This is a genomic window from Microbacterium sp. JC 701 (assembly GCF_021026215.1).
Lineage (GTDB): Bacteria > Actinomycetota > Actinomycetes > Actinomycetales > Microbacteriaceae > Microbacterium > Microbacterium algihabitans.
In genome coordinates this window covers 106,235-129,052 of the sequence record NZ_JAJNCV010000002.1, presented here as the reverse complement: position 1 = coordinate 129,052, position 22,818 = coordinate 106,235, and the positions used below count along the sequence as shown (strand labels likewise).

The 22,818-nt window shown below is 70.8% G+C and carries 22 protein-coding genes; 9 read left to right on the top strand and 13 right to left on the bottom strand.

Going from position 1 to position 22,818, the window contains the following annotated elements; genetic code table 11:
* Nucleotides 1-1,470, bottom strand: a complete 1,470-nt coding sequence (locus LPW41_RS08550) for a radical SAM domain-containing protein (RefSeq protein WP_187358414.1) — start codon at nucleotides 1,468-1,470, stop codon at nucleotides 1-3.
* Nucleotides 1,471-1,718: 248 nt separating this feature from the next.
* On the opposite strand from LPW41_RS08550, the gene LPW41_RS08545 reads away from it, so the two are divergent.
* On the top strand, nucleotides 1,719-2,366 hold the full coding sequence (locus LPW41_RS08545) for an FMN-dependent NADH-azoreductase (RefSeq protein ID WP_144833353.1): 648 nt from the start codon (nucleotides 1,719-1,721) through the stop codon (nucleotides 2,364-2,366).
* 63 nt (nucleotides 2,367-2,429) lie between these two features.
* Here the strand turns inward: LPW41_RS08545 and LPW41_RS08540 are convergent, their stop codons facing one another.
* Nucleotides 2,430-3,212, bottom strand: a complete 783-nt coding sequence (locus LPW41_RS08540) for a dienelactone hydrolase family protein (protein WP_230704594.1) — start codon at nucleotides 3,210-3,212, stop codon at nucleotides 2,430-2,432.
* A gap of 131 nt (nucleotides 3,213-3,343) precedes the next feature.
* On the opposite strand from LPW41_RS08540, the gene LPW41_RS08535 reads away from it, so the two are divergent.
* The 3 genes from LPW41_RS08535 to LPW41_RS08525 all read left to right on the top strand — a co-directional run bounded on the left by LPW41_RS08535 (nucleotide 3,344) and on the right by LPW41_RS08525 (nucleotide 5,558).
* Nucleotides 3,344-3,865 (top strand): DUF2127 domain-containing protein, encoded by a 522-nt coding sequence (locus tag LPW41_RS08535; protein WP_230704593.1) that lies wholly within the window; start codon nucleotides 3,344-3,346, stop codon nucleotides 3,863-3,865.
* 109 nt (nucleotides 3,866-3,974) lie between these two features.
* Nucleotides 3,975-4,904, top strand: a complete 930-nt coding sequence (locus LPW41_RS08530) for an AEC family transporter (RefSeq protein ID WP_230704592.1) — start codon at nucleotides 3,975-3,977, stop codon at nucleotides 4,902-4,904.
* A 102-nt stretch (nucleotides 4,905-5,006) separates the two neighbouring features.
* Entirely contained in the window at nucleotides 5,007-5,558 is a 552-nt protein-coding gene (locus LPW41_RS08525; RefSeq protein WP_144833347.1) for an HdeD family acid-resistance protein, read from the top strand.
* Nucleotides 5,559-5,607: 49 nt separating this feature from the next.
* Here the strand turns inward: LPW41_RS08525 and LPW41_RS08520 are convergent, their stop codons facing one another.
* Nucleotides 5,608-7,578: a S9 family peptidase gene (locus LPW41_RS08520; protein ID WP_230704591.1), complete on the bottom strand. Its 1,971-nt coding sequence runs from the start codon at nucleotides 7,576-7,578 to the stop codon at nucleotides 5,608-5,610.
* Nucleotides 7,579-7,580: 2 nt separating this feature from the next.
* Nucleotides 7,581-8,345 (bottom strand): SDR family oxidoreductase, encoded by a 765-nt coding sequence (locus LPW41_RS08515; RefSeq protein ID WP_144833343.1) that lies wholly within the window; start codon nucleotides 8,343-8,345, stop codon nucleotides 7,581-7,583.
* A 145-nt stretch (nucleotides 8,346-8,490) separates the two neighbouring features.
* Here LPW41_RS08515 and LPW41_RS08510 point away from each other — a divergent pair, with 145 nt between their 5' ends.
* The 4 genes from LPW41_RS08510 (at nucleotide 8,491) to LPW41_RS08495 (ending at nucleotide 11,192) form a co-directional block, all read left to right on the top strand.
* Complete coding sequence (locus LPW41_RS08510) at nucleotides 8,491-8,979, top strand: NfeD family protein (protein ID WP_154096693.1); 489 nt, start codon at nucleotides 8,491-8,493, stop codon at nucleotides 8,977-8,979.
* Nucleotides 8,980-8,988: 9 nt separating this feature from the next.
* On the top strand, nucleotides 8,989-9,930 hold the full coding sequence (locus LPW41_RS08505; protein ID WP_144833339.1) for an SPFH domain-containing protein: 942 nt from the start codon (nucleotides 8,989-8,991) through the stop codon (nucleotides 9,928-9,930).
* Nucleotides 9,930-10,727, top strand: coding sequence for a glycerophosphodiester phosphodiesterase family protein (locus tag LPW41_RS08500; RefSeq protein ID WP_230704590.1), 798 nt, complete (start codon nucleotides 9,930-9,932; stop codon nucleotides 10,725-10,727). The genes LPW41_RS08505 and LPW41_RS08500 overlap by 1 nt, the downstream gene beginning before the upstream one ends.
* Before the next feature lie 93 nt (nucleotides 10,728-10,820).
* On the top strand, nucleotides 10,821-11,192 hold the full coding sequence (locus LPW41_RS08495; RefSeq protein ID WP_144833335.1) for an RNA polymerase-binding protein RbpA: 372 nt from the start codon (nucleotides 10,821-10,823) through the stop codon (nucleotides 11,190-11,192).
* Nucleotides 11,193-11,374: 182 nt separating this feature from the next.
* Here the strand turns inward: LPW41_RS08495 and lnt are convergent, their stop codons facing one another.
* The 9 genes from lnt to LPW41_RS08450 all read right to left on the bottom strand — a co-directional run bounded on the left by lnt (nucleotide 11,375) and on the right by LPW41_RS08450 (nucleotide 21,288).
* Complete coding sequence (gene lnt / locus LPW41_RS08490; protein ID WP_230704589.1) at nucleotides 11,375-12,940, bottom strand: apolipoprotein N-acyltransferase; 1,566 nt, start codon at nucleotides 12,938-12,940, stop codon at nucleotides 11,375-11,377.
* Entirely contained in the window at nucleotides 12,937-15,420 is a 2,484-nt protein-coding gene (locus LPW41_RS08485; RefSeq protein ID WP_144833331.1) for an RNA helicase, read from the bottom strand. Before LPW41_RS08485 ends, lnt begins: the two co-directional genes overlap by 4 nt.
* Nucleotides 15,417-16,178: a twin-arginine translocase subunit TatC gene (gene tatC, locus LPW41_RS08480; RefSeq protein ID WP_154096784.1), complete on the bottom strand. Its 762-nt coding sequence runs from the start codon at nucleotides 16,176-16,178 to the stop codon at nucleotides 15,417-15,419. The genes LPW41_RS08485 and tatC overlap by 4 nt, the downstream gene beginning before the upstream one ends.
* Before the next feature lie 63 nt (nucleotides 16,179-16,241).
* The gene (tatA, locus tag LPW41_RS08475) at nucleotides 16,242-16,493 is read right to left on the bottom strand and encodes a Sec-independent protein translocase subunit TatA (protein ID WP_144833330.1); all 252 of its coding nucleotides are present in this window, start codon (nucleotides 16,491-16,493) and stop codon (nucleotides 16,242-16,244) included.
* Between the two features lie 94 nt (nucleotides 16,494-16,587).
* Nucleotides 16,588-17,553, bottom strand: coding sequence for a YafY family protein (locus tag LPW41_RS08470; RefSeq protein ID WP_186325516.1), 966 nt, complete (start codon nucleotides 17,551-17,553; stop codon nucleotides 16,588-16,590).
* On the bottom strand, nucleotides 17,550-18,554 hold the full coding sequence (locus tag LPW41_RS08465; protein ID WP_230704588.1) for a YafY family protein: 1,005 nt from the start codon (nucleotides 18,552-18,554) through the stop codon (nucleotides 17,550-17,552). The genes LPW41_RS08470 and LPW41_RS08465 overlap by 4 nt, the downstream gene beginning before the upstream one ends.
* Before the next feature lie 62 nt (nucleotides 18,555-18,616).
* Nucleotides 18,617-19,564 carry an FKBP-type peptidyl-prolyl cis-trans isomerase gene (locus LPW41_RS08460; protein ID WP_144833326.1) on the bottom strand — a complete coding sequence of 316 codons (948 nt, stop codon included), beginning with the start codon at nucleotides 19,562-19,564 and terminating at the stop codon, nucleotides 18,617-18,619.
* 9 nt (nucleotides 19,565-19,573) lie between these two features.
* Complete coding sequence (locus tag LPW41_RS08455; RefSeq protein ID WP_144833324.1) at nucleotides 19,574-20,593, bottom strand: tRNA (adenine-N1)-methyltransferase; 1,020 nt, start codon at nucleotides 20,591-20,593, stop codon at nucleotides 19,574-19,576.
* The gene (locus tag LPW41_RS08450; protein WP_230704587.1) at nucleotides 20,590-21,288 is read right to left on the bottom strand and encodes an HAD family phosphatase; all 699 of its coding nucleotides are present in this window, start codon (nucleotides 21,286-21,288) and stop codon (nucleotides 20,590-20,592) included. Before LPW41_RS08450 ends, LPW41_RS08455 begins: the two co-directional genes overlap by 4 nt.
* A gap of 141 nt (nucleotides 21,289-21,429) precedes the next feature.
* Between LPW41_RS08450 and LPW41_RS08445 the strand changes: the two genes are divergently transcribed.
* The gene (locus tag LPW41_RS08445) at nucleotides 21,430-22,296 is read left to right on the top strand and encodes a PAC2 family protein (protein WP_144833320.1); all 867 of its coding nucleotides are present in this window, start codon (nucleotides 21,430-21,432) and stop codon (nucleotides 22,294-22,296) included.
* Nucleotides 22,297-22,818: the final 522 nt, after the last annotated feature.

The following is a 22,818-nucleotide window of genomic DNA, read 5'->3' as shown; positions in this document are numbered from 1 at the left end:
TCAGACGACCCGCGTGCCGGTCTCGCGCACGGCGGTGAGCCCGGAGGGACGAGCGGTGACGGTCGCGCCGGGACGCACGGTCGGCAACGGCAGGATGCGCCGCAGCTCGACGTTCTCCTGCGGGTCGAGCACCGAGTGCTGCACGCAGGCGGGAACGAGGCGGCCGTCCTCGGGGTGGGACATGGCGTACATGCACGCCCCGAGGCGCTCCTGGGTTTCGCGAAGCAGCGGATCGTCGGCGACGACGCCCTCTTCCATCATCTTCCAGGCGGGGGCGACCTGCTCGGCATCCATGAAGTTGTGGATCACGAACGTCTTGAACGACACCTTGCCCCGACGCGCGGCCGCCGCGACCTTGCGCACGCCTCCCGCCCGACGCAGCACGCGACTCATCAGGCCGAGGAGCGGAGGGATGTCGCCCGGGTGTGCGGCGAGAGCGCGCACGACCTTGATCGCGAGGACGTGACGGGGGATGCCGCCGAAGATCATCCCACCGAAGTGGGAGAGGAACCGATCGCGCGCGGCGATGTCCTTGGCGTCGTCGGGGTCGAGCACGGGGGCGAAGGTCTTCCCGACGCGCACGCCGACGCTCGAGCGATTGCACCGCGGGTCACCGAACTGCGTGGCCTGCCAGGGCAGTTTCTGTCCCGCTCCGGCCTCGATGCGCTCCCACACCGCGTCGATCGTGACCTCGCCGAAGTCTTCGCGCCAGCGGCGATCATCGCCGATGAAGGCCGCGGGCTGGAACGACATCATGTCGAACGGCATCTCGAGGACGTCGCGAGTGACCTCCTCGACCTCGGCGACGTTCGAGGGAGTGACCGTCATGTTGTGCGCGAGATAGCTGCTGACCCCGTGGTCGCGCTTGAGATCGACGAACATACGGGCGAATGCCTCGCGGAAGGGGTTCAGCTCGGCCTCGCTGTGCGGGCGAACGGCACCGCGGCGCCCGCGCATGAGCGAGTCGAAATGCGCAGCGAACGACACCTTGTCGAAGCGGGGCTTGCCGTCGGCGTCGAGCACGACATCGAGCAGGTAGTCGTAATCGAAATCGCCATGGGTCATCGACATGGGTTCGCGCCCGACGGCTCGCATGGCCAGGAGCGAACGCGCGTGATCCTCGGCGCTCAGCAGGCTGACCTCGCCGCCGATGAGCTGCGCGTGCGCGCGCGGACCGCGGACCTCGCGCAGGAAGTCCATCTGCCGGATGACGTTGTCGACGGTGTGTTCGCCGTCGATGCGCACCTTGTTGGCGTCCGCCGAGTGGTAGCACGGCGAGCACGTGAGGTTGCACTTGGGGAAGACGCCGTGCGTCCCCTCGCAGCCGACGGCGCTGCGACCGAGAAGTTGACCCGGGGTCTGCGCGTGAGGAGGGAGCTCCGCCCACCGGCGGTCCAGTGCTCGTCTCGTCTCGGGGTGGATCGGGCGGGTGTCCAGCTCGAACCGTCGCAGGGCCGTTGCAAGTCGCATGTCGTCCTTTCGTGGCGTCATCGCTCACCGGGCATTCGACACACACGTGCGTTCGGTTTGCCCGAAGCCTCATTCTGCCCCGATCGCACCCGGGTGAGGCCGTCTTCGCGCCGCGGCCGGACATCCCGCCGGACGACCCGTGCGCGCACGGCCCCGTCGACCTCGTCAGCGCCGCGTCAGGTTGCCTTCGGCCCACTCGCCGAGCTGACCCAGGATCGGTTCCATAGTCACTCTGATCGGAGAAGCGCATGACCTTGTTCCGTCTCGATGCCAGCATCCTGCCCGCCACCTCTGCCAGCCGCGAGCTCGGCGATCTCGTCGAGGCCGAATGGCTCGCCGCGCACCCGTCGTCGACGGTCGTCCGCCGCGATGTCGCCGCCGACCCGATGCCCGCCACCGCCTGGCGCGACGCGGTGACCTCGGGCTTCACCCCCGCCGACCAGCACACCGACGGCCAGCGTGAGGCCATCGCGCTGCGCACCCGCCTCGCCGACGAGCTGATCGACGCCGACGCCCTGCTCTTCACCGTTCCGCTGTACAACTACGGCGTCTCGCAGCACGTGAAGACCTGGTTCGACCTCGCCTACACCGACCCGCGCATCGACCCGCAGGGCACCGCGCTCCGCGGCAAGCCCGCCACCCTCGTCACGGTGCTCGGCGGCAACTACGAGCCCGGAAGCCCGAAAGAGGGCTGGGACCACTCGACCGGCTGGCTGCGCCGCGTCTTCGCAGACGTGTGGGGACTCGACCTCACCGTCGTGCACCGCCCCTTCACCCTCGTCGGGGTGAATCCCGCGCTCGACGCGTTCGCCGACGTGGCGGCAGGACTGAAGACGGATGCCGAGCAGGCCGCCGTCACCGCCGGGCGCACCCTCGCCGCGTCGCGCGCCGCCTGACGCCGGCACGTCCCGACTCGCCCGCCACGGACCGCTCCGGCGAACCGTGGCGGGCGAATCCCGTCACGCCCGGGGTTCGAACACCTCCGCGAGGAACGCCTTCATCGCGGCCCAGCTGCGCCGCTCGGCGGTCCCCTGGAACTGTGCGCCGTGCTCGGGGGCATCGGCATCCGGAAGCGTGAAGGCGTGCATCGCATTCGCGTACGACACGAGCTGCCAGTCGACAGACGGCGCCGTTCGCAGGTCGTTCTCGAAGGCGAGCATCGCGTCGTCGGGTGCGACGGGGTCGGCGGCGCCGTGCAGCACCAGCAGCTTCGCGGTGATCTGCTCCGCCTCGCCCTCGGGGCCGGTGAGCAAGCCGCCGTGGAAGCTGACAACCGCGTCGACGTCGGCGCCCGTGCGGGCGAGCTCGAGCACCGACGACCCGCCGAAGCAGTATCCGATCGCCGCGGTGCGGTCGGCGTCGACCGACGGCTGCGCGCGCAGGGAGGCGAAGGCCTCGGTCAGACGCTTCCTCCACAGCGGGCGATCCTGGTAGAAGCCGCCGGCCACACCGGCCGCATCCTCGGGAGCCGGTCGCACGTCGGCGCCGTAGACGTCCGCCGCGAAGGCCGTGTAGCCGAGGCGAGCGAGCATGTCGCAGCGCATGCGCACGTAGTCGGTCACACCGAGCCAGTCGTGCACGACCATGATCCCCGGATGCCGCCCCTCCCCCGCCGGGCGCGCGAGGTAGCCGCGATAAGCGACGCCGTCGGCTTCGTAGTCGACGTCGCCGGACTCGATTCCGGATGCCGGGAGGGGTTCGCGATCGAGGATCTCGGTGAGGTTCGGGGCGTAGGTCGTCATTCTGCGGACGCTAGACCGCGGAGATATGGACCGGCCGGGTCTTGCGCTCGCACCGTCTGCGCACTTCATCTGCAGGCCTACACTCGGCGCTGACGGCGACCGCCGTCACCTCCGGCCGGAGAGGAGCGCGCGTGCGCGAACGGGTGATGGATCTCGTCTTCCTCATCGGCGTCGCCCTGAAGGGCCTCGACGGTCTGGTCGAACTGGTCGGCGCGATCGTGCTGCTGGTGACGACCCCCGGTCAACTGCTGCACGTCGCGCAGCGGCTGACGGCGCACGAGCTCGCGCGGGAGCCGAACGACGTCCTCGCCAACGCGCTGCTGCACAGCATCAAACAGCTCGGATCGGGCACCGTGGTCTTCCTCGCCGTGTACCTGCTGTTGCACGGCGTCGTGGAGCTGGCCATCGTCGTCGCCCTGATGCTCGGCACTCGGCGGGTGTACCCGTGGGCGATCGCCGCGATCGGCGCCTTCCTCGTCTACCAGGTGTACGAGCTGTTCGTCTCACCCAGCATCGGGCTCGTGCTGCTCACGGTGTTCGACCTGATCATCCTGCTGCTCACCTGGCGCGAGTGGCGGCGGGGTCGTCCCCTGCGCCAGACCTGGCATTCGACGCTCGACTGGATCCTGCGCCGGCCGCAGCCGCAGCACTAGCTAGAGAGGCATCGCCCCGCGGCATCCGCCCCCGTCATTCCCACCCCTGCTCCCCCGCTACGCTCGAACCGATGACTCCCCACAGCGCTCCCCCGAAACGGCCGGGCGCATGAGCGGGATCTTCACCGGCTTCGCGGTCGTCGGCCTCGCCGTGGTGGTGGGCTACATCATCGCCCGCATCGACCTGCTCGGACCTCACGCGCGCCATGTGCTGAGCCGCCTGACGTTTTTCGTGCTGTCGCCGTTCCTGCTGTTCACGGTGCTGGCGAAGGCTGATGTGGCGACACTGTTCTCGGCGCTGCTGCCGGTGTCTATGATCACCGCAGCGGGCGTCATCCTGGTCTCGGTCCTGGTGTCCGCGCTGATACTGCGCCGGCCCGTGGGCGAGACCGTGATCGGCGCCCTGTCGGCCGGGCAGGTCAACAGCAACAACATCGGCATCCCGATCTCGCTCTACATGCTCGGCAACGCGGCCTACAGCGCGCCGGTGATCCTGTTCCAGCTGCTGATCCTCATGCCGATCGCCCTGTCGATCCTGGATGCCGCGACCTCGGGCTCGCGCAACATCGGACGCATCCTGCTGCAGACGGCGAAGAACCCGATGCTCATCGGCTCGGCCCTCGGCGTGCTCGTGGCGCTGCTGGGCATCGACCTGCCGCCGATCGTGTTCGACCCGCTCCAGTTGATCGCCGGTGCGTGCGTGCCGGTGCTGCTGATGTCGTACGGCATGTCGCTGTACGGCCAGCGGGTGCTCACCGAACCGGGGCGTCGCGTCGACGTCGTCATCGCGTCGGCTCTCAAACTCGTGGCGATGCCCGCGCTGGCGTGGCTCGTCGCGACGCTGTTCGGCCTCCCGGCCGACCAGGTGTTCATCATCGTGGTGCTTGCGGCGCTGCCGACCGCGCAGAACGTGTTCAACTTCGCCCAGCGGTACGGGGTGGGCGAGATCCTCTCGCGCGACGTCGTGTTCATCTCGACCATCGGCTGCCTGCCGGTGCTGTTCGCGGTCGCGCTGCTGCTCGAGCACTCCCCCGCCTGACGGCCGCGCGGAGCGTGACGGCGTGCGTCGCCCGACCCGCGACGTTTCACCTCCGGGTCTAAGGTGAGCACTGTTCCCAGCGTTCGCACAGAAAGGCTCGCCATGTCGCCCTCGTCAACGACCAACCCCGCCGTCGGAGCCGTGCGCACCGCGCTCGCCGTCAGCGGAGCCCTCTCGCTCGTGATCGGCCTGATCATCCTCATCTGGCCGGGTCGCACCGCCCAGGTGGCCGTCGGCATCATCGCCGTCTACGTCATCATCGCGGGCCTCGTGAACATCGGAATCGGCCTGTTCTGGCGCTCGGGCTGGGCGCGCATCGGCTACATCGTGCTCGGCGTCCTGTTCATCGTCGCCGGCATCTTCTCGTTCGCGAACCTCCCCGCGACCACCGCGTGGCTCGGCGTCTTCATCGGCACGCTCGTCGGCATCCTGTGGATCATCGAGGGCGTCGTCTCGCTCACCACCGCGAGCCACCAGTCGAAGGCCCGAGCCTGGACGATCTTCTTCGCGATCATCAGCATCGTCGCCGGCATCGTGCTGCTGTTCTCGCCGCTGCTCGGCGCGGTCACGCTGTTCATCCTCATCGGCTTCTCGCTGATCGTGCTCGGCATCTTCCAGATCGTCCGGGCGATCCAGTTCGGCAAAGCGGTCTGAGGCGGAACGACGAGGGCCCGGATGCCATGGCATCCGGGCCCTTCCCGACTCACGCGACCGGCAGGTACCGCCGCCACCAGTCGAGCACCGCATCGAAACGCTGCACGCGGTGCTGCGGACGACCGGAGCGCGTGAGCTCGTGGTCTTCGCCGGGGAAGACGAGCATCTCGGCGTCAACGCCGTTGCGCTTCAGCGCCGCGTAGTAGCGCGTCGCCTGGTCGAGCGGGCAGCGGTAGTCGAGCTCGGAGTGCAGCACCAGCGTGGGCGTGCGCACCCGGTCGGCCACGGCCATGGGGCTCTGCGCCGCGACGAGCTGCGGATCGGTGCCGACGTACTCGTCTCCGAAGAACGATCCGATGTCGCTCGAGCCCGGGAAGGCCGCCGGGTCGAGAAAGCCGCGCTCGACGATCGAGGCCGCGAAGCGGTGCTCGTGCGCGATGATCCAGGCGGTGAGGTATCCGCCGTACGAGCCGCCCATGACCCCGACGCGGTCCGCGTCGAGGCGCGAGTCGGCCGCGATCACGCCGTCGAAGAAGTCCATGACGTCGAAGAAGTCGAGCGTTCCCATGCGGCGGCGGATCGCGCGACCGTGCGCGCGACCGTAGCCGGCGCTGCCGCGGGGGTTGCTGTAGACGACGGCGTATCCGGCGTCGACGAGCACCTGCGTCTCGTCGAACAGGTGCACGCCGTACGAGGCGTAGGGCCCGCCGTGGATCTGCAGGATCACGGGGAACGGCCCCTCGCCCTCGGGAACGGCGACCCACCCGTGCACGGGCGAGCCGTCGCGGCCGGTGATCTCGTGCTCGACGGGCACGACGACACCGCGTTCGGCCGCGCCCGCGCCGAAGTGCGTCAGCGCCCGCACCTCGCGTCCCTCGAGCAGCACCAGCTCGCCCGCTGATTCGGGAGAGGCGACGGATGCCACGACCCGGCCGTGCGCGACGGCGTGGCCGTTCACCTCGAGGTCTCCGCCCAGCACCTCGGTCACCGCGCCGGTGCGCGTGACGCGCAGCAGGCGGACCCGACCGCGGGTGCGGTCCTGCACGAGCACGTCGTCGCCGTCGAATGAGAGGTGGCTCCCCACCTCGCCGAGGTCGATCGACTCGGCATCCGTCAGCGCATGGGGTCCGTCGGGCTCGAGGGCGAACAGGGCGACGCCCGGTGCCACGAAATCGGCCCCGCTCTCGCCCACGTCGTGCGCAAGGAGGAACACCGCTCCGTCCGGAGCGACCGACACCTCCGACACCGACAGGTTCTCGGCCGTGCCGAGCACCTCGCGCTGCTCTCCGCTGTCGACGGCCACGGCGACCACCCGGTCGCGCAGGTCGCGCCGCGCGGTCTCGATGACGTCGGGAACGCTCAGCAGCTCCGCGCCGTCGGCGCTCCACGCCACGCCTCCCCAGCTCGTCTCGCCGTGGGTGAGCTGGGCGGCGGGCTCGGGCACGATGCGCTTCTCGGGCGTCTCGAGGGCCGGCGCCGGCAAGTAGAACGGCTCTGCGTCGGTCGCGGGCACGTCGACGACGAACAGCTGCGCGGGACGATCGAGGTAGCCCAGCCCGTTGGCGTGCCAGCGGATGCCGGTGATGCGGCGCGGCGGCTCGGCCGCGGCATCCCGCCCCTCCACCGTGCCGTAGCGGCCGGGTTCGGGCACGCGCGCGGTGAAGGCGAGGCGGCTGCCGTCGGGGGAGAACGCCGGAGCGGTCACTCCCCCGGGCTGATCGGTGACCTGCACGGGCTCGCCCCCGGACGCGGCGACCACGAAGACCTGCGCGCGGCCCTTGTCGTCGGCGCGCAGGAACGCGATCGTCGCGTCGTCGGGCGACAGGCGTGGAGCCGTGTCGGCGACACCGCGCGTGAGACGGCGGGGCGAGCCGGCGGGCAGGTCGACCCGCCAGAGCTGCCCGACCGTGCGGTCGGCTGCGAGGTCGGGGCGCGAGATCGCGAAGACCGCGAAGGCCCCGGAGGCGGCGATCGTGGGCCGACCGACCCCGATCAGTGTCTCGATGTCGGTCGGCCGCATGCTCACTCGCCTCCGAACGAACCCGTGTCTCCCACGAGGCGGGTGTTGTCGGCGGGCACCGGGTCGACCGCGGCGCGGGCCACCTCGGCGGCGAACTCCGACACGTTGTAGAGCTTGCCGGCGTCTTCGCGGCGGGCCGAGATGGCGCCGGGGTTCGCCCGCTCGAGCAGGGTCGCCGTGATGGTGCCCTCGATCATGTCGCCCGAGACCACGGTGAAGCCGATGCCGCGCTCTTCGAGGGCGGGGATCTTCTCGCGCAGGGCGTCTTCGCCGGCGCGCTTCGACAGGGCGACCGGCTCGTACTCCGGCATGGTCGGCGTGGTACGGATGAAGTGCGCCTGGTGGCTGGTGACGAAGACCACGCGCGCGTCGTCCTTCAACAGCGGCAGGGCCGTCTCGAGCACGTTGACCTGCGCGTCGCGGTTGAGCAGCAGCGCGTAGTCCTCGGCCATGCCCGACTCCATGCCGCCCGAGGCGTTGAGCACGAGGATGTCGAGGCCGCCGAAGGTGCGCTCGACCTCGTCGAACATCGCCTTCACCGACTCGGGATCGGTGAGGTCGGCGCCGACCACCAGAGCCTCGACGCCGAGCTCGCGCAGCTGCGTGGCGAGCTTCTCGGCGCGGGGCGCCTTGTTGCGGAAGTTGATGACGACGTTCGCGCCGGCCTCGGCGAAGTAGCGGACGGTGTCGGCGCCGATGCCGCGCGACGAACCGGTGACGAGGGCGGTCTTGCCGCTCAGCGAGCCGGACGGGAGGGTCTGAGACACGGAAGTACTCCTGACGATTCGAAAGATCGACTCCCCAGCCTACCGACCGCCTCGCCACCGTCTCGGGTGACGCAGTCTGTGGGGTGGTTGAGAAGCGGCCCCGGTGTCGTACCCCGGTGCTACGTTCAGCCTCAGGAGGTGCGACATGGACGTTCTCTCCACTTTCGACACGTGGGCCTGGATCGGGTGGCTCGTGTTGATCCTGGTCTTCCTGGTCGTCGAAATGCTCACCGGTGAGCTGACGTTCCTCATGCTGTCCGTGGGCAGCGTGGTGGGTCTGGCCGCCGACCTGGTGGGCGCACCGCTGTGGCTCCAGGTGATTCTGGCCGCCCTCGCCGCCGGTGCGCTGCTGACGTTCCTGCGGCCGCCGCTGCTGCGACGCCTGCACCGCGGCGCCGACACCCGCCCGTCCAACGTCGAGGCCCTGCTCGGCCTCGAGGGTCTCGTGCTCTCGCGCATGTCGCCGTCGGTCGCGGGGCAGGTCAAGCTCGCCAACGGCGACGTCTGGACCGCACGGGCCGAGAGCGACACCCGGATCGACCCCGCCACGCGCGTCGAGGTCGTCCGCATCGACGGCGCCACCGCCGTCGTGCGCCCCACGCAGCAGCGCGCCCACGACACCGCCAGCGACTAGGAGGCCGCGATGAACATCGACACTCTCATCCCCGTCACGATCGGCTGGGTGCTCGCGATCGTGGTGGCGGTCTTCGTCATCGTGGTGCTGTTCCGCTCGATCCGCATCATCCCGCAGGCCCGCGCGGGGGTGGTCGAGCGCCTCGGCAAGTACCACAAGACGCTCTCGCCCGGCCTGAACCTCGTCGTCCCCCTCGTCGACCGCGTGCGGCCGCTGCTCGACATGCGTGAGCAGGTCGTCTCGTTCCCGCCGCAGCCGGTGATCACCGAAGACAACCTGGTCGTCTCGATCGACACGGTCGTCTACTTCCAGGTCACCGACGCGCGCGCGGCGACCTACGAGATCGCCAACTACCTCGGCGCGGTCGAGCAGCTGACGACCACGACGCTGCGCAACGTCGTGGGTGGCCTCAACCTCGAGCAGGCGTTGACCAGCCGTGACAACATCAACGGCCAGTTGCGCGTGGTCCTCGACGAAGCCACGGGAAAATGGGGCATCCGGGTAGGACGCGTCGAGCTCAAGGCGATCGATCCTCCCCTCTCGATCCAGGACTCGATGGAGAAGCAGATGAGGGCCGAACGCGACCGCCGTGCCGCGATCCTGACCGCCGAGGGCTCGAAGCAGTCCCAGATCCTCGAAGCCGAGGGCCGGCGTCAAGCCGCGATCCTCGAGGCCGAGGGCGACAAGCAGGCCGCGGTCCTGCGCGCGCAAGGCGAGGCCGAGGCCATCCACTCGGTGTTCACGGCGATCCACGAGGGTCGGCCCGACGACAAGCTGCTCGCCTACCAGTACCTGCAGACGCTGCCGAAGATCAGCGACAGCGCCTCGAGCAAGCTGTGGATCATCCCGAGCGAGTTCACCGAGGCCCTGAAGGGCATCTCGGGGGCGTTCGCCTCGCGCACCGGTGACGGCGACTCCCCCGCGGTCGCACCGCGCCCCTCCGCACCCTGATGACGCGGCATCCCTACCTCTCCCCCGACGCTCCGCACGTGCTGGCCCATCGGGGCCTCGTGACTCCGGATGCCGCGACCCTCGGCATCGCCGAGAACTCCTTCGCGGCGGTGGCCGAGGCCCACGCCGCCGGCGCGGTGTACGTCGAGTCGGACTGCCACCTGACCGCGGATGGCGTGGTCGTGCTGTTCCACGACGACGACCTGCAGCGCGTCGCGGGCGACCCGCGGGCGATCGCCGACGTGCGCGTGCACGAGCTCGAAGAGCTGATGGCCGACCGCGGCGGCTTGATCACCCTCGCGCAGGCGCTCGAGGCGTTCCCCGAGGTGAGGTTCAACCTCGACGTGAAGGCTGCGGCCGCGGCCGAGGGCGTCGGTCGACTCGTCGCCCCTCACACGGAGCGCGTTCTGGTGACCAGCTTCTCCGACGAGCGACGCCTCGAGGCACTGCGCGCCGCGGCCACGGCCGGAGCCGCCCAGCGCCCGGCCACCTCCCCCGGTTCGGCGACGATCGCGCGTCTGGTCGCGGCGCGCGCACTGCACCAGACCCGCCGTGTACGGGCGCTGCTGGCCGATGTCGACGCCCTGCAGATCCCCGAGAAACAGGGGCCGCTGCGGCTCGTGACGCCGGGTCTGCTGCGCGACGCGCATGCGGCCGGCGTCGAGGTGCACGTGTGGACGGTCAACGACGAGTCCGACATGGCGCGGCTGCTCGACGCGGGTGTCGACGGCCTCGTGACCGACCGCGCCGACGCTGCTCTGGCGTTGGTGAACGAACGGGGAACGGCGACTGTCTGAGCATCCTCTGTGAAAGCTGCCACGACGCCCGCTCTTCGAATAAAGCGCACAGGTGCGAACGTTATACATGGGGACCGACGAGAGGACCACAAAATGGCAGACCGCAGTCTCCGCGGCATCCGACTCGGCGCCCAGAGCCTCCAGAGCGAAGACGGCGTCGTGTTCCACGACCGTGCACAACACACCTATGTCTGCAGCACCTGCGGACGCGAGACCGTCCTGACCTTCGCGGCTGACGCCGAGGTTCCCGACGCCTGGGAATGCCGCACATGCGGCGCCGAGGCGCTCCTGCGTGTCGGCGACAACATCGCGACCGTCGACCACTCGGGCGACAAGGCCGCCCGCACGCACTGGGACATGCTCCTGGAGCGTCGTACGCTGCCCGAGCTCGAGGAGCTGCTCGAAGAGCGCCTCGCCTTCGTGCGCGCCCGTCGTGGCGCAGGCAACGAGAAGCTCAGCGCGTAACCCGCTGCGCGACGAAGATTCAGACGCCGGTCCCCTCGGGGGCCGGCGTCTTCGTCGTTGCGTGATGGCGGCATCGCGCCCGTCGCGGCGACGACGCCCGACGTCGTTATCGGATGCGTGCTGCTCAGGCCCGCGGGCGACGGCGCCGCACCGCGGCGACCAGGCCCGCCGCCAGCCGCTGCTCAGGCCTGCGGGCGACGGCGGCGCACCGCGACCACGAGACCCGCCGCGAGCAACGCGACGATGCTCCCCCACCCGATCACGATCTTCACGGCGGGACCGATGACGGCCGCGGGGGTGAGGCCGGTGCGCAGCGGCACCTCGGTGAGCATGTGCCCGGCGGTGTCGATGGGCAGGGCGTCGAGGGTCGCCCCGTCGGGGGCGATCACCTGGCTCGTGCCGACGGTCGAGAGATTGACCACCGAGCGCCCGGTCTCGATCGCGCGCATCTGCGCGAAGGCCAGCTGCTGCAGGTTCTCGTCGGTGCCGCGGAAGTCGGCGTTGTTCGTCTGGAACATGTAGACCTCGGCGCCCTCGTTCGCGCCGTCCCACACGACGTCGTCGTAGATGACGTCGAAGCAGATCGCGAGGCCCACGCCGATGCCGTTCAGATCGATGAGCGGGCGCGCGGTGCCGGGCGTGTACTCGCGCCCGATGAGGCCGATGAGGTCGGGCGCGAAGGGCTCCCAGAACGCGCGGTCGGGCACGTACTCGCCGAAGGGCACCGGATGCCGCTTGTCGTAGGTCTCACCGGTCTGCCCGTCGGCGGTCCACAGCAGCGAGGAGTTGAACAACTCCGATCCGCGCTCGGTCACCGCCGAGACCAGCAGCGGCGCGTCGAGGCGCCGCGACAGCTCGGACAGCGCCGCGGAGGTCTGCGCGTTCGCGGTCGGGTCGGAGTCGACCCCGCCCTCCGGCCACAGCACGACGTCCATGTCTTCACCGAAGAGGGGGGCGGATGCCGCGAGCTGGGCGTTCAGCACGGCGTTGCGCGCGCGCTGGTCGAAGTAGCCCGCCGGGCCGTTGCCCTGCACCGATCCCACGCGCAGCGACCCCGCGGCGGTCGTGGGGAACTGCGGCAGCACGACCAGCACGGCAAGGAGTGCCGCGACCGGGATCGCGCGCACCGCGCGACGCACGCGCCCGCCCCGCACGACCTCGATGAGCATCGCGCACGCGAGCACGACGAGGAACGACAGCCCCGACATGCCCACCCACGACGCGACCTCGGCGAACGGTCCGTTGACCTGCGAGACGCCGATGCGCCCCCAGGGGAATCCGCCGTAGGGCCACGAGCCCACGATCTGCTCGCGCAGGGTCCACAGCCCCGCCACGAGCGCCGGGAGCAGCAGCAGGCGCCCCACACGCCCCGGGACCACCCGCGGCAGCCACCGGTACGCGAGGGCGATCGGCGCCGCGAGCACCGCCGTGAGCAGCGACTCGAGCACCGACAGGGCGAGCCACGGGATCGGGCCGAGGTAGCGCGCCGTGAACAGCAGGTTGACCGAGAAGAACGCCGCCCCAAAGAGGAAGCCGATCAGCACGGCCGACCAGAAGCGGCGCCCGATCAGCACGACGAGGGCGAGCACGACGGCGGGGAAGGCCATCGGCCACCATGCCAGGGCGGGGAAGGCGGTGACGAGCAGGAGGCCGGCGACGACCGACAGCGGCGCCGCGAACGCGAGCCGCACCAACGGCGCCCGGGTCGGGGCCACCGCGGCGGCGGTGGTCGTCGATGCGGCGCTCATGCCGACGTGTAGGCGACGATGCCGCGGCGCACGGCGTCGAGCGCGGTGCGAGCCGTTCCGGCCAGCTTGGGCTCGGCCACGAGCGAGATCTGATCGAGCAGGTCGATCGTCTGCTTCGCCCAGCGCACGAAGTCTCCGGCGGCCATGTCGGCGAGGGTCAGGACGCTGTCGAGCGGGAGGCCCTTCGCCCACGCGTGCATCGCCGGCGCGAGGCCGGAGGCGGGCGACTCCGAGCCCGGCAGCCGGTGGTCGCGTTCGAGGTCGTCGAGCTCCTGCCAGAGCGTCTGCGTGGCGTCCAGGGCCCCGCGGAAGGCACCGCGCGGCAGACCGCGCTCGCCCGGACCCGCCTCGTCGCGCCGCGGCTCGTACACGAGGCAGCAGGCGAGGGCAGCGAGCGACGGGGCGTCCAGCCCCTCCCACAGCCTCTGGCGCAGTGACTCGGCCACGAGCAGGTCGCGCTCTCCGTAGATGCGGCGCATCGTGCGCCCGGCACGCGTCAGCACGGTGGCACCGTCGTCTTCGATCGCCACGTACTCCAGCGCCGCGAGCACCTCGACCACGCGGTCGAACACGCGCGCGACGGTGCCGGTGCGCTGGTCGATCTGCTGACGGGTCTTGTCGGTGCTGCGCTTCAGCTTCCAGTAACGCTCCGCCCACCGGGCGTGGGCCTCGCGGTCGGGGCACGACTGGCACGGGTGCCGCTGCATGCGCTTGCGCAGCGACTGGATCTGCTGCTGCCGCTCATCGCGCAGGCGGCGGGGCGCCGTGGCATCCCGTCGATTGATCTTCTCGAGATCGCTCAGCTCGCGCCGGATGGTGGAGTACTCGCGGAAGTCGCCGCGGTCGCACGTCATCGCCTTCTCGTAGCCGGCGAGCGATTCCTCGGCCTCTTTCACCTGGCGGGCGAGGCCCACCACCGAGCGGTCGGCCTGGAACTGCGCGAACGACGACTCGAGGATCTCGCGGGCCCGCGCCCGACCGAACTGGTCGATGAGGTTCACGGCCATGTTGTACGTGGGCCGGAAGCTCGAGTTGAGCGGGTACGTACGGCGCGAGGCGAGGGCGGCGACCGACTGCGGGTCGAGCCCCTCGGTGAACTGCACGACGGCGTGGCCCTCGACGTCGATGCCGCGGCGACCGGCGCGACCGGTCAGCTGCGTGTACTCCCCCGACGTGATCGCGACGCGCGCCTCGCCGTTGAACTTCTCGAGCTTCTCGAGAACGACGGTGCGCGCCGGCATGTTGATGCCGAGCGCGAGCGTCTCGGTCGCGAAGACGACCTTGACGAGCTTGCGGCGGAACAGCTCTTCGACGACCTCTTTGAACGCCGGCAGAAGACCCGCGTGGTGCGCGGCGACCCCGCGCTCGAGGTTCTCCCGCCACTCCCAGAAGTGCAGCACGGCGAGGTCTTCGTCTTTGAGGGTGAAGGTCAGCTCGTCGACGATCTGGCGGATCTCGACCCGCTCCTCGGCGGAGGTCAGCCGCACATTCGCCCGGCGCAGCTGCTGCACGGCCGCGTCGCAGCCGGCCCGGCTGAAGATGAAGAAGATCGCGGGCAGCAGGTGGTTGCGCTGCAGCAGCTCGACGACCTCGGGTCGGTCGATGCGCTCGATGCGCGGGCCCTGCTGGGCGCGCAGCGGCTTGTGCCCACCGCGCCGCTGGTGCGCGTGGCGCGGGCCGCCTGCGTGACGCTGCGAGCGGTACTCCTGCGCGCGCCGGTTGTTCTCGTACCCGCCGGCGTTGCCGCCGCGGATGCGCAGCAGCTCCTGGTTGACCTGTGCGGTGGCGACCCCGGCCCGGTCGTCGAACAGCGGCAGCAGATCGCCGCGCACGAGCACGTGCTGCTCGAGCGGCACCGGCCGGGTCTCCGACACGATGACCTCGGTGTCGCCCCGCACGGTGTCGAGCCAGTCGCCGAATTCCTCGGCGTTCGACACGGTCGCCGACAGCGACACGAGCTTGACCGACGGCGGGAGGTGGATGATCACTTCCTCCCACACCGCCCCGCGGAAGCGGTCGGCGAGGTAGTGCACCTCGTCCATCACGACGAACCGCAGTCCGCGCAGCGCCGGGGAGTCGGCGTAGAGCATGTTGCGCAGCACTTCGGTGGTCATCACGACGATGCGCGCCGAGGCGTTGATGTTGGTGTCGCCGGTGAGCAGGCCGACCTCGTCGTCGCCGTAGATCTCCTGCAGCTCGTGGAACTTCTGGTTCGACAACGCCTTGATGGGCGTGGTGTAGAACGCCTTGTCGCCGGGCTCGAGCATCGCGAGGTGGATCGCGAATTCGCCGACGATCGTCTTGCCGGCACCGGTGGGAGCGGCCACCAGCACGCTCCGGCCATCCTCGAGGGCGTGGCATCCGGCGATCTGGAAATCATCGAGCTCGAAGCGCTGCATCTCGGCGAAATCCGCCGTGTGCGGGTGCGTGGAACGGGCGGAGGCGCGCGCGAAACGCTCGGCCGGACTCGGCGAACTCACGCGAGAGGCCCCGACGGCATCTCCGCCGCGGCGAGTCGGCGGGCCTTGCGCCGGTCGAACAGCATCGAGACGCCGGCGGCCGCGAAGAACAGCACGGTGAGGATGCCGGCGAGCAGGAACATGCTGATGATGTCGGCCGCGGGGGTGGCGAGGGCCGAGAACAGGGTGGCGATGAGGATGGCCACGCGCCAGCCCTTGAGGATCGCCTTGCCGCTCATGACGCCGGCCACGTTGAGGGCGACGAGGAACACCGGCAGCACGAACGCGACGCCCACCACGATCAGCAGCTTGAACACGAAGTCGTAGTAATCGACGGCGTTGTAGAAGTTGACGCCGCCCTCGGGGGTGAAGCCCCACATGAGCTCGATCACGTGCGGGACGATCAGCAGGCCCACCCAGCAGCCCACGAAGAAGAGCGGGACGGCGGATGCCACGAACCCGACCGTGTAGCGGATCTCTTTGCGCGTGAGCCCGGGCATGATGAACGCCCAGATCTGCCAGAGCCAGACCGGCGCCGAGAGGAAGATGCCGATCGTGAAGGCGATGCGCATGCGCAGATCGAACGCCGAGGTCACCGAGGTGAAGTTCAGCGCCGAGAAGTCGTCGCCACGCCTCTCAGCGATCACGCGGATCGGCTCGGTGATGAGGTGGATGATCGGGTCGGTGATGACGAAAGCCACCACCATGCCGACGACGAGCGCCAGCGCGGCGATCATGAGCCGCTTGCGCAGCTCGACCAGGTGCGCCCCGATCGACATGCGCTTGTCGCGCCGCGGCCCTTCGGGCACGTCGATGCGCGGCGGACCTGCCGTCACCACGGGTTAGACGGTGGGGTCGGTCGACCTGCGCGGCTCGGGGGCGACAGACGGCGCAGTGCCGGCGTCGGTGGCGCGCGGGGCTTCGGGGGCGGCAGCGACCTCGTCGTCGCGCTTCATCTCTTTCATCTCGCTCTTGAACACGCGGGCCGACTGGCCCATGCTCTTCGCGAGCGCCGGCAGCTTGGCGGCACCGAAAAGAAGGAGGATCACAGCGAGAACGGCGAGCAGGTGCCATCCGGTCAGACCTTGCAACATGAGGACTCCTCGACTCGTTCGTGCGGAGCTTCAGTCTAACCCGCGTGGTTGCGGAGGGCTTCAGCCACGGCGCGCGGGCGGAAAACGGCCGCGATCAGCGGTACTGCGCCAGTCCGGCCGCCGCCCAGGCGGCCGCGGCACGACGTGCCCCGGCCGGTTCGAGCAGTTCGACCTCTCCCCCGCGGCGGGCGGCGAGGCGTTTGAGGCTCTGCTCGTCGGCGAGGCGGAGGGATGCCACGGCGGTGCCGTCGTGATCGTCGTCGACCTCGGCGCGCTCGAGGTAGTCGGCCAGCAACGGCGCGACCGCGCGGGGGAAGCGGAAACGCGCGACCACCTCGTCGTCGCTCGGGGCGAACAGCTCGGGCACCGGGTCGGCTCCGTGGATCGCCGGGGTGTCGGTCACGCTCGGCGCGCTCACGCGGTCGAGGTGGAACGTGCGCACCGCCTTCCGAAGGTGGTCCCAGCCCTGCAGGTACCACTGGTCGTTCGCGATGTGCACCTTGATCGGATCCACCGTGCGGGTGGTCGGCTCGGCGCCCGGCGCGCGGTAGGTGAAGGTGACGGCCACGCGGGCGCGCAGCGCGCGGTCGACCACGTCGCGCACGCCGTCGACCGGGCCGGGCGCCACGATCACCGGCGGCGGTGCGGTGGCGGCCCCTCGCGCGAGCTTGGCGAGCAGCGCCGTGACGAGCTCGCTGTCGCCGAAGCCCGGCAGGCTGCGGGCGAGCTGGAGCCCGGCGAGCAGAGCAGCGGCTTCGCGCGCGGTCAGCCGCGGCGACCGTTCGAGGCCGACGGTGTTCGTGATGGCGATGACGTCGTCGCGGTCGAGCAGATCCCAGTCGATGTCGAACAGGTCGTGCGGCAGCTGCCAGTAGCCGCGTTCTCCGGGAAGACCGATCACGGTGAGCCGCTCGACCATCGCGCGCATCTCGTCGGGGGTCACGTCGAAGTCGGCCGCGGCCTCGGCCACGGGAACTTCGCCCTTGCCGAGCAGGTAGGGCACGAGCTGCAGCAGCAGGGCCGCCCGGTCGAGGGCGGCGACGGGGCGTTCGGGGATCACGCGGAACCCCCGTGCAGCACGACGGTCGCCTCGAGGCGGCGGATGACCTCGGCCCGCAGGTCGGCGGGCTCGACCACGCGCACCTCGGGTCCGTACGAGGCGAGTTCGTCGGCGAAGACGTGCAGGTCGACGTAGGGCACGACGATCCCCTGCGGGGCGTCCTGCGGCGCCTCCTGGGCCCGACGCGCGAGACGCAGCGAGGCCTCGGTGCCGGGATGCACCTCCAGCAGGGCCCGCTGACGGGCGGCGACCGCACGGAGCCCCGCCACCGCGCGCTCGCCCGCGCCCTCGAGCAGCTCGGGGGCGAACTTCTCGCGGCGCACGGTCACGTCGCCGACGATCCGCGAGAGCAGGAACGTGCGATCGGCGTCCATGTTGAGGTCGAACCCGTACACGTGCCAGCGCGCCTCGTACTCGACCAAGGCGAGGGGGCGGATGCGCCGCTCGCGCGGCTGCGCCTCGCCCGGGCGCAGGTAGGTGAAGGTCACGACGCGGTTCTGCTCGATCGCGCGCTGCAGCGTCGGGAACGAGGCGTCGCGCACGCGGATGCGCGGGGCGTAGCCGATGATCGGCTCGTCGACGACGATGCCGAGCGCGCGGATCTTGCGCAGGCCGCTGCGCGCGTCGGCCGAGAGTGATTCGCTCCCCCACACGCCGCCGGCGATGTTCAGCAGCGCGACCTCGGCCGGACTGAACACGATGTCGTCGGGGAGCGCGTACTCCGCCGTGGGCACGCGGTAGCGCGCCTCGCGCAGGTCGTCGGGGTCGGCGCGGTTGCCGATCGTCTCGATCGGCACGCCGAGTCCGCGGAGGTTCTCTTTATCGCGCTCGAACATCTTCTCGAGCGCGTCTTTGGAGGCTCCGGCCTCGAGCTGCTCTCGGTAGCCGGTGACCGACGACAGGATCGTGTCCTTGGTGAGCCCCTGCTCGGTCGCCATGAGCGCGACCACGAGGTTCACCAGGCGCTCTTCGGGAGCGCTACGAGACGCAGTGGCGGACACTCGCCCATCCTAGGCGCGGTTGCGCGGCCCGCCGCGGTGCCGCGGCAGGCGGATCGTCGGGCTCAGCCGACGGTGCCGAGGATGTCGACCACGTAGACCAGCGCGCTACCGGCCGGCGCCTTGAGGATCTGCTGGTCCTGGTCGGTCTGATCGGCGGGGACGACGACGAGCACCTGGGAGCCGACGGTCTGCCCCTCGAGGGCGCTCGCGAGCGCCGGCGGCAGGCCCGAGACCTTCGCCTGTCCGGGCGCGCCGTTCTTCCAGGTCGACGCGAACGTCGTCTTGGCGCCCCACGCGACACCCTGCAGGTGGATGATCACCGAGGAGTCGGCGGTGACGGTCTCGCCGTCGCCCTTCTCGATCGTCTGCGAGCGCTCCTGGGTGGGCGCGTCTCCGGCGGGCATGACCACACCGGGCGTGCCGTCGGGTGCGCGCACGACCGAGGGCATGCCCGAGTCGGCGTTGTACTGGTCGGCGCCGTTCGCAGCCGGGAGGAACACCTTGCGCACGTCGAAGACGAAGATCGCGCTGTCGCCCTCGTCGATGCCGAGCGCCTGCGCACCCTGCGCGCCGAGCTGGTCGCCGGGGAGGGCCACGGCCACGCGCGAGCCCTCGGCCACGCAGTGCAGCATCGGGGTGAGCGAGGGGATCGCCTGCGTGAGACGCACGATCGGGGTCGCCGAGGCCACGTCGGACGGGTACTGCGTCGCGATGACCTGCGAGCCCGTGGTCGCGTCGAGCACGGTCACGTCGACGAACGCCAACTGGTCGTCGGCGGTGATGCGCTGACCGTCACCCTCGATGAGGGTCTGCGTCCCGGCCTGCGAGGGGACGAAGGGCGAGCGCACCGAGACGGTGGGCGCGGAGCCGAAGTCACCACTGGCGTCGACCACCGCGGCGATCGAGCTGTCGGTGGGGGTCGGGCACGACGAGGCGGCGGATGCCGAGCACCCGACGAGGCCCATTCCGGCCAGGGCGGTCACGGCAACGAGAGCGGGGAGTCTGCGCACCGGAACAGTTTAGGCGGTCGAACCTGTGTCCTCCGACGCAGCCCCCGCGACGGACTGCCGCACGCCCTCGGCCGACTTCTGCGCCTCGCGCACGCGCTTGCGCAGGTTCTTGTCGGTGATCTCGCGATCGCCCACCGCGCCGGGGGTCCACAGCTCCACGTCGTCGTCGCCGTAGCTCGACTTCGACGCGCGGCGCTTGACCTCGGGCGGGATCGCTCCGGGTGCGAGACGGCGCGCCGTGATGAGGAAGCCCGTGTGCGCGACCATGCGGTGATCAGGGCGCACCGCGAGCCCTTCGACGTGCCATCCGCGCACCATCGTCTCGCTGGCATCCGGTTCGGTGAACAGCCCCGTCGCGCGGATGTACTCGGCCACGCGGCTGAGCTGCGTGGCGGTGGCGATGTAGCAGAGCACGACGCCGCCGGGGGTGAGCGCGTCGGCGACGGCGTCGATGCACTCCCACGGGGCGAGCATGTCGAGCACGACACGATCGACGGATGCCGGCTCCACGGCATCCGGAAGGCTCTGCACCAGATCGCCCACGACGACCTCCCACGTGGCGGGGGCCTCACCGTGGAACGTCTCGACGTTGGCGCGGGCGACCTCGGCGAACTCCTCGCGGCGCTCGAACGACAGCAGGCGGCCGGCCGGTCCGATCGCGCGCAGCAGCCACAGCGAGAGGGCGCCGGAGCCGACGCCGGCCTCGACGACCGTGGCCCCGGGGAAGATGTCGGCCTGCGCGAGGATCTGCGCGGCGTCCTTGGGGTAGACGATCGCCGCTCCGCGCGGCATCGACATCACGAAGTCGCGCAGCAGCGGGCGCACGGCGAGGTAGTCGTGGCCCGCGCTGTTGGTGACGACGCTGCCGTCCGGCTGGCCGACGAGCAGCTCGTGCTTCAGCACGCCGTTGTGGGTGTGCAGCTCGCCCGCCTCGCGCAGGGTGATGGTGTGCATGCGACCCTTGGGGCCGGTCAGCTGCACCCGGTCGCCGACCCGGAAGGGGCCGCTCAGGTGGGGGGTCTCGCTCATCGGGTGATCCGCGTCTCGTCGGGGTGGATGGGGGTGTGCGCGGCGTGCAGCGCGCGGAGGTCGGAGGCGGTGCGTCCGGAGAGACTGGGCCACAGCTGCGCGGCGCCGACGCCCTCGAGCGACACCATGTGCGGCACGCCGAGGCTCACGGCCCCGCTGGCGATGGCCGAGCGCAGCCCGTTGGGCGAGTCCTCGATCGCGACGGTGTCGGCGATGTCGACGCCGAGCGCCGCGGCCGCCTGCAGGTAAGGGTCGGGGAAGGGCTTGGGACGTTCGACGTCGTCGCCGGCGACCACGACGTCGAACGCCGCAAAGTCGATCAGGTCGGCGACCGTCAGCGCCATGCGGCGCATCGACATGGTCACCAAACCGGTCTTCACACCCGCCGCGCGCAGGTCGGCGAGCAGCTCGTACGCGCCCGGGCGGAACGGCACGCCGACGGTCGCGAGCTGGCGCAGCACCTCGTCGGTCAGGTACGCGATGATCTCGTCGACGCTCCACGGCACGCCGGCGTTCTGCAGGAGCCCGGCCGAGTCTTCGAGCGCGAGGCCGACCATGCCGAGGGCCTGTTCGTGCGACCACGTGCCGCCGAAGCGCTCCACGAGCGGGGTCTCCGCGGCCATCCAGTACGGCTCGGTGTCGACGAGCGTGCCGTCCATGTCCCATAGGACCGCGGCGAGGGCGGGAGAAGTCATCGTTCCATCGTATCGAGCGCGGGTGTCGCGCCCGCACCCGCTCCCCACCACCGTCGGCGCTTCAGCGGTCGGACCCTCCGGCCGCGGTCTCGCCCGTACGCCTATTCTGGAAGTCAGCCCCGACGGGGCAGAGGAGGTTGCGTGGACGCACTGGGTCGCCGGATCATCGTCGCCGCTTTCGACGGCTGGAACGACGCCGGAGAAGCCGCGTCGGCCGCCGCCGCGATGCTGCGGGCGGATGCCGAGTACGAGGTCGTGCACACGGTCGACCCCGAGCTCTACTTCGACTACCAGTACACGCGCCCGCAGGTCGGACTCGACGCCGAGGGGCGTCGCACCCTGACCTGGCCCGAGGCGAAACTGCTGCGCCCCGTCGAGCGCTCCGACGACGCCGAGATCTGGCTGCTCGTGGGAGTGGAGCCCGCCCGCGCGTGGCAGGCCTTCGCCGCCGAGTTCATCGACGTCGCGCTGCGCGAAGACGTTACCGGCTTCGTCGCGCTGGGCTCGATGATGTCCGACGTGCCGCACACCCGGCCCATCTCGGTCTTCGCCGGCAGCGACAACGAGGTGGTCCGCCAGGAGCTCGGACTCGAGCGGAGCCTGTACGAGGGACCCGTCGGCATCCTGAGCGCCATCGGCGTCGTCTCCGAGACCGTGGGCATTCCCACCGCCAGCCTTTGGGCGAGCGTGCCGCACTACGTCGCCGGTCACACCCCGTCGCCCAAGGCCACCCTCGCCCTTCTCGAGAAGCTCGAGGCCGTCACCGGCATCACCGTGCCGCGCGGCGACCTCGAGGTCGAGTCGCGCGCGTGGGAGGCCTCGATCGACGCCGCCGCCGCGGACGACGAGGAGATGACGGAGTACATCCACCAGCTCGAGCAGACCCGAGACACGTGGGACTCCCCCGAGGCCTCGGGTGACGCGATCGCCCAGGAGTTCGAGCGGTACCTGCGCCGGGGCGGCGACGGGCCGACCAAGCCCGGCCGCGACGACCCGCCGCGTCGCTGACCGCCGGGTCCCGGCCCTTCGACAAGCTCAGGGACCTCGCGCTGCAAGGTGGCTGAGCCTGTCGAAGCCACCGCACCCCACCGCGCCGCCCGGCCACTGACCGCCGGGTCCCGGCCCTTCGACAAGCTCAGGGACCTCGCGCTGCAAGGTGGCTGAGCCTGTCGAAGCCACCGCACCCCACCGCGCCGCCTGGCGCTGAACGCCTGGTCCCGGCCCTCCGACACGCTCAGGGACCTAGCCGAACCAAGGTGGCTGAGCCTGTCGAGGCCACCGCACCCCACCGCGCCGCCCGGCCACTGACCGCCGGGCCCCGGCCCTTCGACAAGCTCAGGGACCTCGCGCTGCAAGGTGGCTGAGCCTGTCGAAGCCACCGCACCCCACCGCGCCGCCCGGCCACTGACCGCCGGGTCCCGGCCCTTCGACAAGCTCAGGGACCTCGCGCTGCAAGGTGGCTGAGCCTGTCGAAGCCACCCCACCCCGCCGCGCCGCCCGGCCGCTGAACGCCTGGTCCCGGCCCTTCGA

Coding starts and splice junctions, on each gene's coding strand:
- tatA (WP_144833330.1), bottom strand. CDS start 16,493: ATGTTGCAAGGTCTGACCGGATGGCACCTGCTCGCCGTTCTCGCTGTG.
- LPW41_RS08530 (WP_230704592.1), top strand. CDS start 3,975: ATGAGCGGGATCTTCACCGGCTTCGCGGTCGTCGGCCTCGCCGTGGTG.
- lnt (WP_230704589.1), bottom strand. CDS start 12,940: ATGAGCGCCGCATCGACGACCACCGCCGCCGCGGTGGCCCCGACCCGG.
- LPW41_RS08505 (WP_144833339.1), top strand. CDS start 8,989: ATGAACATCGACACTCTCATCCCCGTCACGATCGGCTGGGTGCTCGCG.
- LPW41_RS08525 (WP_144833347.1), top strand. CDS start 5,007: ATGTCGCCCTCGTCAACGACCAACCCCGCCGTCGGAGCCGTGCGCACC.
- LPW41_RS08455 (WP_144833324.1), bottom strand. CDS start 20,593: ATGAGCGAGACCCCCCACCTGAGCGGCCCCTTCCGGGTCGGCGACCGG.
- LPW41_RS08520 (WP_230704591.1), bottom strand. CDS start 7,578: ATGCGGCCGACCGACATCGAGACACTGATCGGGGTCGGTCGGCCCACG.
- LPW41_RS08550 (WP_187358414.1), bottom strand. CDS start 1,470: ATGCGACTTGCAACGGCCCTGCGACGGTTCGAGCTGGACACCCGCCCG.
- tatC (WP_154096784.1), bottom strand. CDS start 16,178: ATGTCGATCGGGGCGCACCTGGTCGAGCTGCGCAAGCGGCTCATGATC.
- LPW41_RS08540 (WP_230704594.1), bottom strand. CDS start 3,212: ATGACGACCTACGCCCCGAACCTCACCGAGATCCTCGATCGCGAACCC.
- LPW41_RS08510 (WP_154096693.1), top strand. CDS start 8,491: ATGGACGTTCTCTCCACTTTCGACACGTGGGCCTGGATCGGGTGGCTC.
- LPW41_RS08495 (WP_144833335.1), top strand. CDS start 10,821: ATGGCAGACCGCAGTCTCCGCGGCATCCGACTCGGCGCCCAGAGCCTC.
- LPW41_RS08450 (WP_230704587.1), bottom strand. CDS start 21,288: ATGACTTCTCCCGCCCTCGCCGCGGTCCTATGGGACATGGACGGCACG.
- LPW41_RS08545 (WP_144833353.1), top strand. CDS start 1,719: ATGACCTTGTTCCGTCTCGATGCCAGCATCCTGCCCGCCACCTCTGCC.
- LPW41_RS08500 (WP_230704590.1), top strand. CDS start 9,930: ATGACGCGGCATCCCTACCTCTCCCCCGACGCTCCGCACGTGCTGGCC.